This is a genomic window from Pumilibacter intestinalis, from assembly GCF_943193005.1.
Lineage (GTDB): Bacteria > Bacillota > Clostridia > Christensenellales > Pumilibacteraceae > Pumilibacter > Pumilibacter intestinalis.
This window is the reverse complement of the sequence record NZ_CALPCH010000017.1, coordinates 1-18,907: the sequence shown is the minus strand read 5'-3', so window position 1 is coordinate 18,907 and position 18,907 is coordinate 1. Positions and strand designations below refer to the sequence as shown.

The window sequence follows — 18,907 nt, the reverse complement described above, 5'->3', positions numbered from 1 at the left end:
CCTAAAGGAGGTACGGTATGTTGAAAAAGATTTTCATGTTGTTGTTGGCTGTGGTTTTGGGGGTGTTTGCCTGCGGGTGCAGGGACTCGCCGAGCGGCGAAAACGAAACGAATACGCCGCCGGGGACGGACGCGCCCGACGATACCGACTTCGAGCACAAAGTGCGCTTTACTCAGAGGAACATTTCCGCAACCGACGCGCTCGGACGGTTTTACGACGCCGCGGGCGAATTGGACGAAAGCAAGCAGGTAGGCATATTCTACTTTTTGTGGAGCGGTTCGGCGGCGGCTGATTTCGACCTTTCTAAAATGGACTTGGCTACAATAAAGGCGAATACCGATATCGGCGCGTTTCACTACTGGAGCGAACCTTTATACGGCTATTACCACAGCGCCGACCCGTGGGTGTTCCGCAAGCATTTGGAACTTTTTATGAACGCGGGCATAGATTACATTTTCTTCGACGTGACAAACGCCATACTGTATGAAAACGTGCTCGACAGCATTTTGCCCGTTGCGCTCGAGTTGCAACAAGCGGGATATCCCGTGCCCAAACTTGCGTTTTACTGCAATGCGAAAACCAAAGAAACGGTGACTGCGTTGTATAACGGTTACTACAAGCCGGGCACCGAAAACGGCGACAAGTACAAATCGCTTTGGTATCGATTTGCCGATACGAACAACGCAAACGCGCAGGGCAAGCCCTGGATAGCGGCGCGGCGGTCTGGCTTGGGCGACAAAGAGCCGAACTTTGCGGATTGCAGTGCGGAGATAAAAGAGTTCTTTTACTTAAAGGACGCGCAGTGGCCCAACGAAGGCGCGAATTTCGACAACGGCATGCCCTGGATGAGTTGGGCGGACGGCGAGCAGTATAACCATAACGGCATTATGAGCGTATCCGTGGCGCAACACACCTCGGGCGCGTTCAGCGACGCGGTGCTCGAAAACAACCGCACGAGAGGCCGCGGGCGCGGGTGGAGCTCGGAGCGCGGCAACGACGCGGCGGCGGTAGACAGCGGCGCGAACTTTGCGGGACAATGGCAAAACGCGATTTCGGCAGGAAATGCGGTAAACAACGTGTTCGTTACCGGCTGGAACGAGTGGATTGCACAAAAACAGCCGAAGGGACAGGGGCGGAGTTCGGCGTATTTCGTGGATTTGTTTAATAAGGAATTCAGTCGCGACACCGAGATGATGAAAGGCGGCTACGGCGACAATTTCTATTTGCAAACTGCGCAAAATATTCGTAGGTTCAAAGCCAAAGCGGGCGTAGCTCCCGACGAGTTTACTGTTCGGCGCATAGACCTCAGCGGCGACTCGGCGCAATGGAACGCAACGGCATGTTATGTGGATATGGCGGGCGATACGGCGGCTCGCAATTACCGCAGTGCCAACACAACTCTCAAAGAACCGTATACGGTGCCCGAAAGCCCCAACGATATCAAGAGCATACGCGTTGCGCACGACGACGAATACGTGTATTTCAGAATCGAGTGCGCGGATAAAATCACCGCTCCCGAAGCGAACGTGCGAAACTGGATGAATTTGTTTATAGAGGTAGACGGCGCGACGGGCGATAACTGGAACGGTTATCGGTTTGTGGTAAACCGTACTGTTATAGGCAACAGTACGTATGTGGAAAGATTGAAAGCGGACGGCAGTTCGTCCGCGGAGGCGAGCGCAACGCTCAAACTAAGCGGGCGCACGCTTACGGTAAAAATCAGTCGCCGCGATATTGCGGCTACGGGCGCGAGCGTGTTGCGGTTTAAGGTGGCGGATAATGTAGCCGAAACCGCAAATATAATGGATTACTATGTGCACGGCGATTGCGCGCCCTTGGGACGGTTATCTTATACCTATAGGATAAAATAAAAAAAGTAAGGAGAAAAAAATGATGGTAAAGAGCAAAAACAAAAGCCTGCTTATAGCAGTACTCGCGCTGATTATATGTTGCGTGTTCGCTATAGGCGGTATCGGCGCAACCAATGCGGCGGCATGGTACAATTGGGATGCACAACCACCCATTATCGCGCCCGAACAACTGGCGGACAGCTCGTGGGACGCCAACGGTTGGCGCACTACGGAGGAGGCAGGGTCATGGTCGTACGGCGTTGCCGAGTATAACGAAATTGACCAGACAACAGGTCGCACGCATGTTACGTTAGGAGAGAATAAGGCGTTTTTGAACCGTTCGGAGTTGGATATTACGGGCGGTAAAGCGGTGAAATTCACTTATAAAACGGCGGCAAACAACTTATGGTTTACGCTTGCTACGCAAGCTATGTTTGAGAGCGGTCACCGCTTAAATCCGACGGGAAACGAGGCTCAAGGTATGCCTGTTTCCGTGTGCGTAGATGAAGCGGGTACGGTATGGCACCATTACGAAGTGAACGGTTTCTCCAACAGCAAAAAGGAAATCACCGGTTTGGACGCTACGCAAACGCATGACGTTTATATTTATGCGGGCACGGGCGGCGACGATTTCTCGTTCGTAATGGTAGATAACTTGGTGTTTAAGGTGCCCAACTTAACGGCGACAACATTTAAGGTGGAAGAAAATTATCTTGCATACTTATACGCTTATCAAGGCGGCGGTTGTATGGGTGCTTTGGAAATTTCCGAGCCGCAGGCAGTTGCCAAACCTAAATTACCGTATATGTTGGAAATAGAGCCTTCTTTGCGGTTAGACGTGGGCGAAACCAAAACGCTTACCTACACGGCTAATAGCGGATTGCAAGCCGATTATCCGAATGCAACCGATTATAAGTGGCGTTCGTCGGATACGGCAATTGCAACGGTAAACGAAACCACGGGTGAAATCACGCCCGTAAAAGGCGGCACGGCAAAGATAATTTGCTATGTTTCGGATAAAGAAGATACAAGCAAAGACGCGGTAAAGGCTGAATGCGAACTTACCGTTTGCGGGTACGACGAAAGAAGCGGTTGGCTTACGAACGAAAGCCCCAGAGCGGCGTGGCAAAAGCCGAGCATTGTAAAGGACTCGTACAGCTACGACGAAACTACCAAAATTACTAAGTTTACCACGGGCGACGCTACGGCAACTTGGAACAAGACCGCGCTCGACTTGGATAAAGGTCCCGTGCATTTCAAGGTAAAAATCGGCGGAGCGGAAAATGCCGAAGCCAAAACGATGTTCAACTTTATGAACCAAACGCAACGCGACGGCTTGGCTAACGTGAAAGACGGCAATCCGGGTAAAATCGCCTTCTACTACGGGCTTAACGAGGTAAAAACGGAAACGACTCAGGTAAGCGCGGAAGATAAATCAAGAGTTTTCCCCGTAGCGGTAGACGAAGAAGCGGAAGTTATCGTATACGTAGGCGGCGGAGAAGAGAACGACAAATCGTTTGTGTATATAAACGGCGTTAAAATCGATTACAACGCCACGCTCGCAGATTTCGAAACAAACGGCAAACACGTGGCGTATCTCGGCTTGTGGGCGCTCAACGGACACAGAGATTTCGCCATTTCCGAAATTAAGACGGGCACGGCGGTGATTTTGGATACTGCCGAAACGGCAATGACCGTGAACTCGGAAAAAACGCTTGCGGCGCAGGTTATATCCAAAGGCGAAACCGCGCCCGCAGTTAGCTGGAGCAGTTCGGATACAAGCGTTGTTTCGGTGGAAAACGGCAAAATAAGAGCATTGAAACCGGGTACGGCTATCGTTACCGTAACCGCGGACGGATATTCGGCTGCTTGCACGGTGGAAGTATCGCACGTTACGGTGGAAAGCGTAACTCTCGATAAACTTTCGGCGGAGATTAAAGTGGGCGAAACGCTCACGCTTACGGCTGCGTATTCGCCCGAAAACGTTACCGAAGAGGTAACTTTCGAGTGGTCGAACGGCGGCAAGAACTCTGTTGCCACATACGAGGTAGCTTCCGACAACAGCGGAAAAATAACCGTTACCGCGGTAGGCGAAGGCATAGTGACGGTTACGGTTGATTGCAACGGCAAAACGGCTCAGTGCATTATAACGGTAAAGGCGGCGGATAAACCCGCAGAACCCGAAAAGAGCGGTTGCGGCGGCAGTCTGAGCGGGGGGGGGACTTTAGCCATTGCCCTTGCAACGCTTCTCGGCGGCGCTGCCCTCATAGGCATAAGATACAAGAAGAAAGCAAGCAAGTAACGCGTAAAGCAAACGTGCGACGCATGCCGAACGGCGGCTATTCCGTTCGGCATGCTACGGCACGTTATAAAAAGGAGTAGTATGGTAAAGACGAAGAAAAAAATGTTTTTGTGCTGTATCGGCATTTTGGCGGCACTTGTCTGCTGTTTGGCGTTTACGGCATTTGCGTTTGCCGCCGAGCCCGACGCCGATATAAACGGTTGGGTGGTGGGCGACAACGTGCACGAAAATCGAGGACTTACCGCCGTGGACGGATATTCGTCGTTCTTATTGGGTATAGACGGCGTGACCGTAAACGATACGGCGTTAGACGTAACGAAAGAGATATCGTTTGCGTTCCGCGACGACGGAACGGGCAAAGCAGAGCACGCAACCTACGTAACTTTGGCGGACAGCGCGGCTATTGCAAACTGGAAAAACATGCAAACCGTGCCCGCCGCTTCCGCTCCCTTGGAATTGAAATTGCAAGATAAGTGGGTAACGGTAAACCGCGGTTACGTGGCGGACACGCCCGAAGAAAGTCGCCGTTTTTCCACTAAGATAGGCGTTACGCACTATTTAACGCTGTATATGGGAACGGGTGCGGAGGGCGACGTTTCCTACGTGATATTCGACGGGCAAAAAATAGAATTAGCCGCCGAGAATATGCGGGAAAAATTTGCGAGCGGCGAAGCCAAATTTTTCATTTGGTCGCCTAATTCGCGCGGGTTGGCGATGTCGTCGCCGCTTGCGCCCGTTATTACGAGCGCAACGCCCCAAAGTTTTAACTTGCTAAGCGGAAACGAACAATCGCTTGCCATGCAATATATAAACGCTTTCGACGGCGAATTTACCTTAAAGGCAGCACAGTACAACGCCGAGGAATACACCTTTGCCGCCGATGATTTTACCGTTGAGCCTTCGGGTCAAAACGACGGCAAGGGCACGGTTACGCTCAAGGCTTCGGCAATCGCCAAAGTTAACTGGCCGTCGCGCGGGGCTTACGTATCGGTGAGCAACGCGAAAGGCACGTACAAGCAAAACATTACGGTAAAGAGCGGCGAAGCTCCCGAGTTTGTGGGCGGGCAACCGCAAATCCGCGTTTTGCACGGCAATCATCAGTCCGACGTGGCGGTTAAGTTCGAATATGCCGACAAAGACACGCCGCTTCTTTCGCGCGGATTGGCTCCCATAGATAAAGACAAGCGCGACAGAGCGCCGTTGCAAGACGACGGCGTAACGCTTACCCAAAACGGCGATATATACACGCTCACGCTTACTAAAGAGTACCTTAACAAGTGCGAGGCGGGCGCGTACTGGTACGGAATAGAAACCAAAAACGGCACGTTGGAATTCCCCGTATTTACCGCGGCGGAAAGCGGTTGGCAAACGCGCGCGGGCAAAGGAACTATAGAAGAAGAGGGCATTTGGCGCAACTTCACCATGAACGGTTACGATTTTGCCGTAGACGGCACTCGCATAGGCGGCGCATATTCGCGTGCGGGGCGGGCGTTCTACGCCGAGGCGTTAGACGTTACGAAACCTATCTTCATCGAATACGGCGCGTATACCGAGGGCGGTTGGATATTGTTCGATTTCAACGATAATCCTTACGGCGTAGAGTATTGCAACGAGATACAAACGGCAACGCCCAGCAAAATAAAAGTGCTCGATATGGTGCCCAACGCTTCCGAGCCCGCACGTTGGGGCGCGTCGGCGGGTTTCGTATCGTCGGGCGTTGTGGGCATGGGGCAATACCTGAACCGCTACAACAATAACGTGCTCGAAATAGGCATAGGCAAGACCGCGGAGGAGTCGTACTTTAAGGTGAACGGCAACGATTTGACGGACGCGTTCCGCAGTACGGGCGAAGTTACGATAAAGCAAAGCGATTTTGCGGGCGGCAAAGCGTATTTGAGTATTTTCTGCGCTACCGTTACGAGCTTTACAATGAATAAAAACGTAAACGCGGTTGCGGTGTACTATCCTGACGGCGAACCCGAATACGAACTTAAATCAAACACCGATATTTCGTTCGACGTGAAAAACTTGAAGAACAACGACTTGCGCATAGAGCACCGCGGCAAAGAACTCGTAAAAGATACCGATTACTCGGTTTCGGGCGATACCGTTACCGTAAAAGGCTCGTTTATGCGCACCATTGCGTTTGCAACCGATATTGCGTTTACCGTTAAAAGCGGCGATACGGCTACCGAAGTGCACGTTCCCGCGCATTCGGGTTCGAGCGTTTCAAATGCCAAGATTGCCGACGGCGAGAGCGCGGTGAAATACTTCGGCGGTGCGGATATCGAATACAAGTTCGATTTGGCGGGCGAAACTTTCATAAACGTGGTTAGCGGCGAAACCGAAGAAGAATTGAACGCCGACTTATACGAGTTTTCGGGCGGCGTGCTTACGTTGAAAGCGGCGGCGCTTTCCGAAAAAGAAAAGGGAATATACGGCTACTACTTGCAAACCGAGGCGAGCTTGGTGCCTTTCTACGCCGTGCACTACGGCTTCGAAAACGGCTATGCTTTGCTCGGCGGACTTACGGCTAAATTCACAAACGGCAAAAAGTTCGAGGTTTCGGGCGCGGGCGCGTTGGCGATTGAAAAAATGCAAGACCTCACGGCGGGTTTTAACGCAACGCTTACCGTTACGAATACTACGGGCTACTACGATACGGGCGCGCCGAGCGGCAATTCCGCGGCATACGTTGCGTTCCGTTTTTACGACGTGCAAAACGGCACTTCGGCGGTGTTCCGTATTCGTCCCAACGGCGCGGAGGAGAGCGCGTTTACCCGTAATAAACTTTGGGCGGAGATTGAAATATTCGACGCAAGCGGGCAGTCGGCGGGAAACTACGGCACGGGCTTGCGGTTGAGCGCGTTTGCCGCAAATTCGGTGCGCATATCCCTTTCCGACTCGCAGTTGTCTGTTACCGTGGCGGACGAACCGTCGGTTTCGTTGGCTCTCGGCGACTTGAAGTTTGACGGCAAAAACCTGTTGTTGCAAGTGTGCACCGAGCAAACGGCGGGCGCGGATAAGCAAATGGAGTACGCGTTGGAATTTTCCGAACCTTTGCAAAACGAGCAAATCGAATTGCAGGGGTGCGGCGGTTGCGACAGCGCGGTCAACGCCACGGCGGGCGGCATAGGCGTAACGCTTGCGCTGTGCGGCGCGGCATTGATTGCCCTTCGCAAAAAATCGAAGGCGGACGGTAAGGAGTAAAATATGAAAAGAAAAACCGTTACGGCTATGCTTGCACTGTTGCTTACCGCGGCAGTGCTCGGCACGGCATGGTCGATAGGCGGCGTATCGGCTCGGGCGGAGGGAAATCCTTCGCCTTTGCCGTATTTGCCGCCCGTTATGCAGGAAGTTGCAAAAAACGGCGAGTTCGACTCCGCGGCAACCGATTTGCTTATTCGGGTAGACGCCGACTTGAACGCGGTGGACGCGGACGGAAGCGTTATTGCGCACATAGGAGCGCTGGAAACGGGGGAGCGCACGCCCGTGTACTACGTGAGCAACGCAGTTGCCGCTACGAACTTGGCGCAGTGGTTGGTGTCGCAATCGGTAACCGAGGCGGTCGTTGCTTCCGCCAAACCCGAACTGCTCGCCAAAGTGCGCGAAAAAGCCGTAAGCGTGAGCGGTATGCTCGATTGCCGCTCGTTGCCCGCCGAAACGCAAGAGGATTGGGACGCAATACGGCGCACGGCAAACGCGGCTTGGGCGCGGGCGGTGCTGTTATCCGGCTCTGTGAGCGCGGAGGGAGTGCGCTTTTTGCGCAGGCTGTCTTTTGCGGTGTGGGCGACCGCGAGCAACGCAACCGAAACTGCTTTGGCTTTGGGCGCGGGCGCAAACGGTCTGTTGTCGCAAAATCCCGCTCAAACGGTTGCGGCGGCGAGGGAGTTGGGGAGCGAGGTTTTCGCGCCCCCGATTATTATCGCGCACCGCGGGCTTTCGGGCTTGAAGCGCAAAGACGGCTCGGAGTATCACGAAAACACCGTGGAAGCCGCGTGGGCGGCGTATACCGAGGGCGGCGCGGACACCGTGGAAATAGACGTTTATCTTTCCGCCGACAACGAAATCATAGTAATGCACGACCCCGACTTGAACCGCACCACGAACGGAACGGGCAAAGTGGAGGAAATGACTCTTTCGGAAATAAGGCAGTACCGCGTTGTGGGGTCTTCCGCTATGGGCTCGAGCGTATCCGACCCCATTCCCACCCTGGACGACTTTATGCAAAAGTTCAAGGGAGAGGACTGCAACTTATTCATCGAGATAAAGGGAAGCAAAACGGCGATTATACAACGCTTGCGGGAAAAAATCGAACAGTACGATTTTTCGTCGCAATGCACAATCATTGCTTTCGATAGCAGGTATTTGGCGGAAGCGCGGAAGCAAATGCCCGAAATTTCGCTCGGATTTTTGTACGATTACAAGGGAGAAGCCGCGGGCGATATACTGCGCAAAGTCAATCCGTTCAACGCTACGTTCAATCCCTCGTATACCGGACTGAATACAAACAACGTTGCCGAGTGGAACGGTTGCGGCATTACGGTATGGCCGTGGACTTTCCGCAATCAAGACGTTTACAAAGATTACTTTTTTATGGGCATGGGCGGCGTAACGCTTGATTACTGCGGTTGGATGACTGCGTGGGTAAAACGCTTAGTGCCCGAAAGCAACGAGATTGCGGTATCGCCGCAAACAAAATTCGTGATAAGTTGCGAGCGCGAAACCTTCGGCGGCGCACGAGCGGAAACGGCATATTCCTTTAAGGTACTCGGCGGCGATTTGGAACTGAGCATGGACGAAAACGGCTATTTCTCGGCGGCGGGCGAGGGGAACGCAACAATAGTGCTCGCGTATGCCAACGCTCAACCCGCATACACGCTGTTGAGCGAGCCTATCTTGATTACCTCCAAAGTCGCGCCGCCCGCGCCTTTGCCGCAAGAAGAGCCGCAAAAAAGCGGTTGCGGTTCTTCGGCAAACGCAACGGCGGGAGGAATGGCAATTTTATTACTGTGCGCCTCGGCGCTCGCGGCGGATTGCAAACGCCGCCGAAACGGCGTGACCGCTCGAAGGGATTTTACAATTTAATATCGGATTTTTACATGGTTGTTTTGGCAAAAGTATGCTATAATGTGATTATAGAAACCGAAAAGGATAAAAATCGCGATGGAAATAAGCGTATGGTTTGCATATAACGGCAAAAGCAAATCCGAAAAATTGGAAAAGATGAGTTGCGAAAAAACGGAGCGCGGAGATACGGTTGTTACAACTTACGATTGCGTGCACACTGAGAGCGGAACGGGCTGGAAAATAACGCATACCGAATATGCGGCGTTCGGGGCAACGGAGTTACGCGCCGAAATTTATGCGCATAAAGACACGGAGATATTCGACGGGATTGAATGGCGTGTATTGTTAGACGGACAAAACGGCAAGCTGATAGGAAATTACGGCGACAAGGACCTCGAGTTCGAGGAGTATGAAAAGAGTATAACGGAAAGCTCTATAATTCACCGTGCGCTCGACGGCAGACCTACGCACGTGTATTTTCCCTATTACCGCATAGAAACCGACAAAACGAAAACCATTGCGGCGTTGAGTTGGCAAGGGACTTGGCAAGCCGAGTTTGAGTCGGTGGGCAACGGAACGCAGATGAGAGCGGGGCAGTACGGAGTGCATACCTTTTTTAAGGCGGGCGAAAAGTTCGGATTGCCCGCTTTGCTGCTGTTGCCTTATGAAACCGATAGCGTAAACGTATGGCGACGGTTTTATTTTAAGCACGTTATGCCAAAGGTTAAAGGCGAACGCTTGCGCCCTAAGTTGGGAGTTTTTAACGGGCAGTGCGAGGGATTGACGGCGCAAAACGTGGAGCAAATGCGCCGCGTTTACGATATTAACGGCGTAAATTACGATTTTTGGTGGTTTGACGCGGGTTGGGGAACGGACGGCACGGGAGCGCATAACCGCTTAGGGCAGTGGTATCACGGAGTTAATTTCGAGATGAACGGCGAGGCGTTTCCCGACGGCTTGCACGCTTTCGGCAAATCGCTCAAAGAAAACGGCAAAGAACTAATGCTGTGGTTCGAGCCCGAAATTATACGCACGCCGCCCGAGCATTGGGAGGAGTTTTTCGGCGCGCACCCCGACTTTGACCGCAACTGGATACTCGGCGTATACGCTTACGATTGGTGCGGCACTACTCTTACGGCGCAAATGCTCGATTTGGGAAACGAGAGTTGCCGTCGTTGGCTCATAAAGCGCGTGTATAATGTAATGGATACGGCGGGCGTGGATATTTACCGTCAGGACTGCAATATTCCGCCCTTCGAGGTGTGGAAAAACGCCGACGAAGCCGACCGAAAAGGCATTGCCGAAAACCGTTATTGCACGGGGTTGCTTGAATATTATTCGGCTATACGTTCCGCTTGCGGCGATATATTGATGGATACGTGCGCGTCGGGCGGCGGCAGGTGCGACCTTGACACAATGCGCTTTATGGTGCCTTTGCACTACTCCGACCATCAGGACGTAAGCCCTGCCGATTTTAACGGGCATATTTACATGCAACAGATTATATGGCGGTGGTTCCCGTATGTTAAGAACTGGCTTTCTCCCGCGGCTATGGCGAGCGATTACGGCGCGCGCTCGGTAATGAACGCATGCCTTGTGGCGTGCGTGCCCATGGCGGACGCCCGTAAAACGGATTTCGCCCGCATGAAAAAGTGCATCGACGAGTGGCGAGGGATAGCCGATTTGTTTTTGTGCGACTATTACGAGTGGGAAAAGCCCACGCGCGACGACGTGCACGTTAAAGCTTTCGAGTTTTTCGACTCCGAAAGGCAAAAGGGCATGGCTATGGTGTTTGTTCCCGAAAACTGCGAAAAAAAGAGTTACCGCGCATTTTTCCGCGGACTTAACGCGGATACAACGTATTGCGCTGCGTGCAAAGACTGCGGCATGAGTGTTACGGCAACAGGGCGCGAGCTTAGCGAAAGCGGCGCGGAATTTAACGTAGCGGCGGGGCAATCCTATATCATATGTATAAACAAATCGGTCGGCGAGTAAAGTTTACTCGAATAAATGTTTGCGGAAAGTTTTGGGCGACATGGTGGTTTGCTTTTTGAAAAAGTTGCTGAACGAAGCGGCGTCGAAAAAGCCGAGTTGGTTGGATATCTCGGATATTGTGGCGTTGGTGGCAAGCAATTCTTTGGCTCGGTCTACGCGCTTTAAGAGTATGTGCTGTTGGAGCGAAATGCCGAAAGTCTTTTTGAACAGGTTGGAAAAGTAGGCGTCGTCGAGGTAAACGAGTGCGGAAAGGTCTTTGATATATATCTTTTCGCCTATGTGGGTGTCGATGTATTCGAATACGTCGGCAAATTTCCCCACGTCGTTTTCCTCGATGTTGATGCCCTCGAAAAAGTAAGAAAACAGCAGTTTTAACGCGCTGTCGGTTGCCTGGCGCGAATGCAACGAGTTTTGCTCGTTGTTTTTTATTATGGTGAGAAACAAATAGTCGGCGATATCGCGTTCCAAAAAGCACTTGCTTTTGAGCGGAAGTATCTTGAAAAAGTGTTCGGTGAGAATATCGGGGATAATGTGCACGAAATAATGTCCCATGTGATTTTTGCAATTTCCTTCCAAAATGGAAAACGCGGGAATGAAATACAAGTAACCTTCTTCGAGCGTAACGGTTTTATTCGTGAGCGTAAGTTCTGCGCAACCCGAGCGGATATAGTACAGGCGCACGTGCTTAAAATCGTTCACCATGCTTTTCCACTCTTTGCCTATATCGAGATAGGCGGCTTTTTGTATGTCGAGTTTTGCCGACTGAAAGAAATTATAAAAATTCAACATGATTTTCTCCCGTGAGATTATTGTACACCCGTGCCGTCTGTTTTGTCAAATTTCGGCGGCGTAAAAGTAGGATTTTTACAATTTTATATACGGTTTTTCTATGGTAATACATTAAAAAATGATTTATAATAAGTATATCCATAACCAAACGGAGGGCAAAATGAAGAAGATTTTTGCCGCAATTCTTTCTGCGGTGTTGGCAATGGCGGCGTGTTTGTGCGCGGGGTGCGAAAAAAAGCCCGCAACCCCCGTGACTCCTCCGCCCGCCACGGGCGACGAAAAGCCGCCGTTTTACGTGGAGAACGCCGATACGCTCGAATACGGCTACTCCGAAGAAGAGCGAATAATTCCGTTTTGGCAGTCTAACGTGATGCGCAACGAACAACTCATGATTGTGGAAAAAGACGGGGTGACGCAGGGCAAGTTGCTTTACGAGCCCACCCGCGTTATTTCGGTGCGCGACTGGACTCTCGAGAGGGAATACGTCGAGGGCGTGGACTACGAAATAAACGGCAACGTAATTACCCTGCCCGAGGGCAGTTCTATACCCGTATTCAAAGACGAGTGGAGCAGAGGGGAAAACATTCCCGAGCAGTATCCGTTCGGAAACGCGGGCAGCGGCTGGGCGTGGGCAGGCGGCGGCGTTATGTATACCGAGTCGGCGCTCATATGGCAAAATTACATTCACGTAACCTACGTTTACGATAACGCGGACGCAGACAAGAGCGTTTTCGCAAAGTATAGCGGCGAGCTTTACGGGCTGGAGCAAAAGATAAAGAGCGACGACCCCGAGGACAAAAAGCTCAAAATGGCAGTGTTCGGCGACAGTATCTCCGAGGGGCACTCGTCGAGCGAAATATGGAACCACGCGCCCAAAAGTCCGCCCTACGCCAAACTCGTGGCATACGGGCTCGAGCATTTCGGCGGGCTTGAGGTGGAATTCACCAACATGTCGGTGGGCGGCAAAGACTCGTCGTGGGCGGCGGACGAAGCCGTTGACCCCGAACTCGGCAAGCAGTTGCCCAAACTTCAAAACCTTGCGCCCGACCTGCTCATACTCGCGTTCGGCACCAACGACAGCGGCAACAACCTTGCGGGCAAGGCGTACAGGCACAATCTCGAAACGGTGATACAAACGGCAAAGGCGGCTAACTCGGAGTGCCAAATACTGCTCGTCGCGCCCTTTCCCTCGCATGAAAAAAGCCAGCCCGGAGCTAACATTCGGCTCATGATAGATGCTCAAAAAGCCATAGTGCAAGAAACCGAGTATTTCGACGTGGCGCACGTGAGCATGTACGAGCCCTGCAAAAAGATGCTCGAAACCAAAAACTATTACGAGATAGCGGGAAATAACGTAAATCACCCCAACGATTTCATACACCGCGTATATGCAATGAACATATTGAGCGCAATGCTCGATTTCGAAAACTTATAAGGAGAAATAAACCATGAAAAAGAAATTTACGGCAACGTTGGCTCTCGCGCTCACGCTCGTGCTGTGCGTGGCGTTCGGGGGGGGGGTGCAATCCTCATCTTTTGAATAAAGACGTACCTCTCGAGTACGAAGTTAACCTGTATTTAGACAAAAACATAACCGAAACTCTGCGCATAATGGTACCGAGCAATCTCGAAGCCGAAAAGAAATATATGGAAGCTCTCCGCAACGGCTTTAAGGAGATATACCCCAACGTAACCATAGAGTTCGACGAACGCACGGTGTCGGACGAGCAGTACGTAACCTCGGTAAACAGCGCGATAGCCTCGGGCAACGTGCCCGATTTGTTCTGGACGAACACGGCGTACTACTACTATCTTATAAGCAAAAAAGCGGTTATCAACTTAGAACCGTATTACACCGTAGCCGGCGCGTGCTCAGACGATAAAAGACTGGACCTCGAAGCCGACTATTACAAGTCGTTCTTCGATATGAGCACCTACGACGGGCGCAGATATATAGTGCCGCGCTCCATGGATTCGGTGGTTACGTTCGTAAACACCGAGCTTTTGGCGGCGGCGGGAATAGATTTCGAAACCGACGAACGGCTCACCAACGACTGGACTTGGGACGACTGCATTTCGGTAAGCCGCGAGGTTGCCGCCTGGATACAAAGCCCCGCGGGGCAGGCGTCTAAGTTCAAATCGAGCTACGCGCTCGAGGCGGAGCTGAGTTGGGAAGCGGTTTATAACGCAATGATGCTTTCTTACGGCGTGGAAGTTTTCGACGAAAACGGCAATATCGCGGTGGACTCCGAAGAAACCAAAAAACTCGCAAACGATATCCGCGCTTTGAGAGCGGAAGGCAGAGTGATGTCGCGCACCGAAGCGTCGCTTTTCGGCGGCGGAAACTCGGCGTTCGTGTTCTCGTCGGCGGGACCGGCAAACATGGCGGTTAACTCGCTTATAGCCGATAATTTCGACGCGCTTCCTTTCCCGCTCATAGGCGAAAATCCCAAAATCGGTTGCGGATTTGTGGGCTGCGGCATAAGCGCCACCGCCGAGGGCGTAAAGCGCGATTTGGCGTGGGCGTTCCTCCATTACATGATTTCGCAGGAAGGGCAGATGACTCTCATCAACGGCGGACTCGCCACTCCTTCCATTCGCGTGGACCTTGCCGAAGAAAAGCAGTGGTCCAAAGGTTTCCAAGACCTCAATCTCGACGCCTGGCTTGTGCACGGCGACAAGAAAGTGGCTACGAATTTCTTCATGGCTAAAGAGCCGAGTTGCGCAAACGAGCTTTTAACTTCGGTGCAGTCTTTCATGAAAGACGTGTGCGACAGCACAAGCATATCGGTTGATATGTGCGTAAAGCGGTTTGTGGAGAGAATAGAAGAGGCAATCGCTCAATGATAGCCTTAAACAAAAGCAAAGGCGCGCTTATAAAAAAGCGCATAAAAGGGAGCGTAACGGGGTGGGTGTTTATAATACCCATGGTGTTCGGCATAAGCATGTTCACCGTATTGCCCATAGTGCAATCTTTTTACTACAGCTTTTACGACTACGACGTTATTTCCAAATTCGACTTTGTCGCGCTCGGAAACTACGCCAAAGTATTCACCGACAAGCAAATGGCTAAGGTGGTGACAAACACGCTGTTTTTTGCGGCGGTGAATATCCCCGTGGTTATAGCGGGGTCGTATATGCTCGCGCTTTTGCTCAACTCCAAACTTGCGGGAATTAAGGCGTTTCGCGTGATTTACTATCTGCCCTGCGTTATGCCCGCAATAGTGGGCGGCACGGTGTGGAGCTATCTCATGCGTTACAACGCCGACGCGCAGGGTCTTTTCAACCGCATGCTCGAGAGCATGGGACTGCCCGCGCGAGAATTTTTCTACGCCGAAAATCTTACGGCTATACTCTCCATAGTGTTTATGAACCTGTGGAGCTTGGGCGGCGGCACTATAATTTGGCTTGCGCAGTTTAAGAACATACCCAAAGAGCTTTACGAAGCGGCGGAAATAGACGGCGCGAAAAAGTTCCGCAAATTCTTTTCCATTACGCTTCCCATGTCTACCCCCATGATATTCTACAACGTGATAACCACGTTTATAGTAACTTTGCAGTTCAACGGCACTCTCACGTTTGCGCCCAACGGCGGCTTGGGCAACGAGAACGCGACTTATATGTACGGACTCAAGATTTATCAGGAAGCGTTCCGCCGCTACAACATGGGCTACGCCTGTGCGCTCGCCTGGGTGCTCGTGCTCGTAATGGGACTGTGCACCGCCGTGCTTTTCAAAACCAATAAGTGGGTGCAATACGATGACTGATACCGCGATATACAAAACCAAAAGAATAGCGGGCAAGTCGGTCATGTACTTGGTGCTCGCGCTCATAGCCGTGGTGCTGCTCTTTCCGTACGTCTTCATGCTCAACCGCGGACTCATGAGCAACGCCTATATCCGCACTCCCGATATGCCGTACTGGACGGACGGACTGCACTTTAAGAACTACTTGCTTGCGTTCCGCGACGGCGGCTACGGCATGCCGCTCCTATACAGCTTTTTGGTGGGAATTATAGTTGCGGTGAGCACTCCGCTCTCGTCGTTTTTGGCGGCTTACGCCTTTGCGCGGCTGGAGTGGATAGGGAAGAAAGCGGTGTTTTCGGTAATGATGCTCACAACGCTGTTGCCCGGCATAGTTACGCAAGTTCCGCTTTACGTTCTCTACAACAACATAGGGCTTACCAACACGCTCTTTCCGCTGTTTTTGCCCGGCTTGTTTTTCTCGGGCGCTATGAACGTGTTTTTGATGAGACAGTTTTTGTTGAGCGTGCCCAAAGAAATGGAAGAGAGCGCAAAGCTCGACGGCGCGAACGCCTTTATACGCTGTTTCAAGATATGCGCCCCGCTGTGCAAGTCTATCATAATTTACATGGCGGTTGGCGGATTTATGGGCATTTGGGGCGACTATCTCACTCCGTCTATGTTCAATAACCGCACCGACGCGCCCATTACTCTTGCTTACGCGCTCTATCTCATGACGGGCAAAGAAACCAACTCCGCGCACCCCGAATGGATATTCGCCGCGGCAACCATAATGTCGTTGGTGCCCACCGCGCTGTTTATTGCCTTTCAAAAATATCTTATAGAGGGCATTGCCACCGCGGGACTGAAAGGTTAAAAACGGGTTCGATGCAGGAGATTGGGCTGCTCGTAAACTCGATACTCGCTACGCTCGTGGCGTTCGCGCTACGCGCTCGGCTGAGCGCAATGACACGATGCCAACTGTCATTGCGAGGAGGGCATAGCCCGACGTGGCAATCTCATACGGAAGAAAGATAACATGGAGGACAACACATGAGTAAAGGCAAATTCTTAAAAAAGCTCGGCGCGTTCTTGCTCGGGAGCTGTTTGGCGCTTTCGCCCCTTTCGGGCTGTGAAAGCAAACCCGATAAACCAACCGAGCCCACGGGCACGGAGGTGCGCCGCGGCTTGAACGAATACGATTTCACAAAGGCGAGCTACGCAACCGTAGACCGTGCGGGCAGAGCCGTAACGCCCATGCACAGAAAAAAGACCGACCACGACCGTTACGTGGGAGTGTTCTATTTCATGTGGATGGGAACTCACCTTTCGAGCGCGGGCGTTTACGACGTAACCAAACTGCAAACCACGCCGCAGGGCGCGCAAGCGGTGCTCGACTATAAGTATAGCATGGGTCAGATAGTGCCCGGCTCGCAAAACGCCGAGCTCGGCTATCCCAACGGCATGGAAAGCCCCACCAACTACGTGCACTGGACCAACGAGCCGCTTTTCGGATACTACAACTCCGCTGACGAGTGGGTTATAACGCGGCATATGGAAATGCTCGCAATGGCGGACGTGGACTTTATATTTCTCGATACCACCAACGATTTCGACTATTCCGAAAACGTGCACATGAGCTATATCAAAGACGAGTCAAACCCCAAAAACGTGCAACTCGGCAGACCCACCTACGTGCTTTTAGACACAATACTAAAGCTCTCCGAACAGGGTTGGGACGTGCCCAAAGTGGCGTTTTACACCAACACCGAGTCGGGCAAGCTCGTGGATAAGATATACAACAATTTCTACGCGAGCGGCAAATACGACTCCATTTGGTTCACGCCCTTCGATAAGCCGCTTATTATAGGCACAACGGCAAGCAACAAAAGCTCCAACATGGTAGGCGGGGCGCAGTTCGTGCCCGTTTCGTCCGAAATGGAAGAGTATTTCGACGTTCGCGAGTCGCAGTGGCCAAACAAAGCTCCCACGGAAGACGGTTTTCCGTGGATGGACTGGAGCAAGGGCTACAACCAATATTACTCGGTAAACAAGGCGGTCAACGTAAACGTGGCGCAACACGGCGATTCGCTCACGGCGTATTCGGCATACGCGCAGTGGGGGCGCGACGGCGATATGCGTAGCAGTCGCGGATATATAGAGAGCGAAAAGCGCATGGCGGAAAACTGGGAAGAAGGGCAGAACATAGAAGACCAGTGGCAAAGCGTTTGGCACTACGAGGAGCAGGGCAAAGACGTGGAAATGGTGACCGTTACGGGCTGGAACGAGTGGCTTGCCTGGAAGATGTGGGATGGCAATCACGACTTTGTGCAGTTCGTAGACAATTTCAGCGCGGAGTTCTCGCGCGATATGGAGCCGGACAAAGACCATTATCAGGACAATTTCTATTTGCAACTCGTGCGCAACGTGCGCAAGTATAAGTACGGCGAAGCAAAGTCGGACTACAAGTGGAATAAAAAGACGGTAAACTCGGCGGCGGATTTCGCAAGCGTGAAAACCGTGTATAAAGATTTCACGGGCGACGCCATAGAGCGCGACTTTTACGGCTTCGATATTCGCCCGTCGTCTAAATCGCAAAACCTTTTGGGCGCGTGGTATACCGATAACAGCAATCGCAACGATATAGCCGAAACCCGCATAGCGCACGACGACGACAACCTGTATATCCTCGTAAAAACCGTTGACGATATCACGGAATACGAGAGCGGCGAAAACTGGATGAACGTGCTTATAAAAACGCAAAACAGCACGGCGGCAAGTAGTTGGGAAAGTTTCGACTACATTATTAACCGTGCTCCGAGCGGCAACAAAACGAGCGTAGAAAAAAGCACGGGCGGCTGGAACTGGCAAAAGAGCGGCGAAGCGGATATTGCGGTAGAGGGCAACCGAATGTTTATTACCGTACCGCTTTCGGCTTTGGGACTTAGCGCAAACGGCGTGAAATTCGAGTTTAAGGTTGCCGACAACGTAACCGATTACTCGGATATTATGGATTACTACGTAAGCGGCGACAGCGCACCCATAGGCAGGCTGCGCTACAGCTACGGCTATTAGTTCGCATACATGTACCATGCAGGGGATTGCCACGGGCATAAATGCCCTCGCAATGACGAGGATACGCTTGCCCCCCCCCGCGG

The 18,907-nt window shown here is 52.1% G+C and carries 11 protein-coding genes; 10 read left to right on the top strand and 1 reads right to left on the bottom strand.

Annotated features, from left to right (window positions below):
• The first annotated feature begins 17 nt into the window (after nt 1-17).
• From NFR55_RS08335 to NFR55_RS08315, 5 genes are all read left to right on the top strand, one after another.
• The gene (locus NFR55_RS08335; RefSeq protein ID WP_251548217.1) at nt 18-1,871 is read left to right on the top strand and encodes a hypothetical protein; all 1,854 of its coding nucleotides are present in this window, start codon (nt 18-20) and stop codon (nt 1,869-1,871) included.
• Nucleotides 1,872-1,890: 19 nt separating this feature from the next.
• Nucleotides 1,891-4,152: an Ig-like domain-containing protein gene (locus NFR55_RS08330; RefSeq protein WP_251548215.1), complete on the top strand. Its 2,262-nt coding sequence runs from the start codon at nt 1,891-1,893 to the stop codon at nt 4,150-4,152.
• Nucleotides 4,153-4,233: 81 nt separating this feature from the next.
• Nucleotides 4,234-7,362, top strand: coding sequence for a hypothetical protein (locus NFR55_RS08325; RefSeq protein WP_251548213.1), 3,129 nt, complete (start codon nt 4,234-4,236; stop codon nt 7,360-7,362).
• A 3-nt stretch (nt 7,363-7,365) separates the two neighbouring features.
• The gene (locus NFR55_RS08320) at nt 7,366-9,240 is read left to right on the top strand and encodes a glycerophosphodiester phosphodiesterase (protein ID WP_251548211.1); all 1,875 of its coding nucleotides are present in this window, start codon (nt 7,366-7,368) and stop codon (nt 9,238-9,240) included.
• 78 nt (nt 9,241-9,318) lie between these two features.
• Nucleotides 9,319-11,217, top strand: coding sequence for an alpha-galactosidase (locus tag NFR55_RS08315; protein WP_251548209.1), 1,899 nt, complete (start codon nt 9,319-9,321; stop codon nt 11,215-11,217).
• A 3-nt stretch (nt 11,218-11,220) separates the two neighbouring features.
• Here NFR55_RS08315 and NFR55_RS08310 read toward each other — a convergent pair whose 3' ends face one another.
• Nucleotides 11,221-12,006, bottom strand: coding sequence for a helix-turn-helix domain-containing protein (locus tag NFR55_RS08310; RefSeq protein ID WP_251548207.1), 786 nt, complete (start codon nt 12,004-12,006; stop codon nt 11,221-11,223).
• Nucleotides 12,007-12,166: 160 nt separating this feature from the next.
• Between NFR55_RS08310 and NFR55_RS08305 the strand changes: the two genes are divergently transcribed.
• From NFR55_RS08305 to NFR55_RS08285, 5 genes are all read left to right on the top strand, one after another.
• A complete protein-coding gene (locus NFR55_RS08305) occupies nt 12,167-13,441 on the top strand; it encodes an SGNH/GDSL hydrolase family protein (protein WP_251548205.1) in 1,275 nt (424 codons plus the stop codon).
• Nucleotides 13,442-13,542: 101 nt separating this feature from the next.
• Nucleotides 13,543-14,853: an ABC transporter substrate-binding protein gene (locus NFR55_RS08300; RefSeq protein WP_251548203.1), complete on the top strand. Its 1,311-nt coding sequence runs from the start codon at nt 13,543-13,545 to the stop codon at nt 14,851-14,853.
• Nucleotides 14,850-15,773, top strand: coding sequence for a carbohydrate ABC transporter permease (locus NFR55_RS08295; RefSeq protein WP_251548201.1), 924 nt, complete (start codon nt 14,850-14,852; stop codon nt 15,771-15,773). Before NFR55_RS08300 ends, NFR55_RS08295 begins: the two co-directional genes overlap by 4 nt.
• Nucleotides 15,766-16,626: a carbohydrate ABC transporter permease gene (locus NFR55_RS08290; RefSeq protein ID WP_251548200.1), complete on the top strand. Its 861-nt coding sequence runs from the start codon at nt 15,766-15,768 to the stop codon at nt 16,624-16,626. The genes NFR55_RS08295 and NFR55_RS08290 overlap by 8 nt, the downstream gene beginning before the upstream one ends.
• Before the next feature lie 176 nt (nt 16,627-16,802).
• On the top strand, nt 16,803-18,824 hold the full coding sequence (locus tag NFR55_RS08285; protein WP_251548198.1) for a glycoside hydrolase family 71/99 protein: 2,022 nt from the start codon (nt 16,803-16,805) through the stop codon (nt 18,822-18,824).
• Nucleotides 18,825-18,907: the final 83 nt, after the last annotated feature.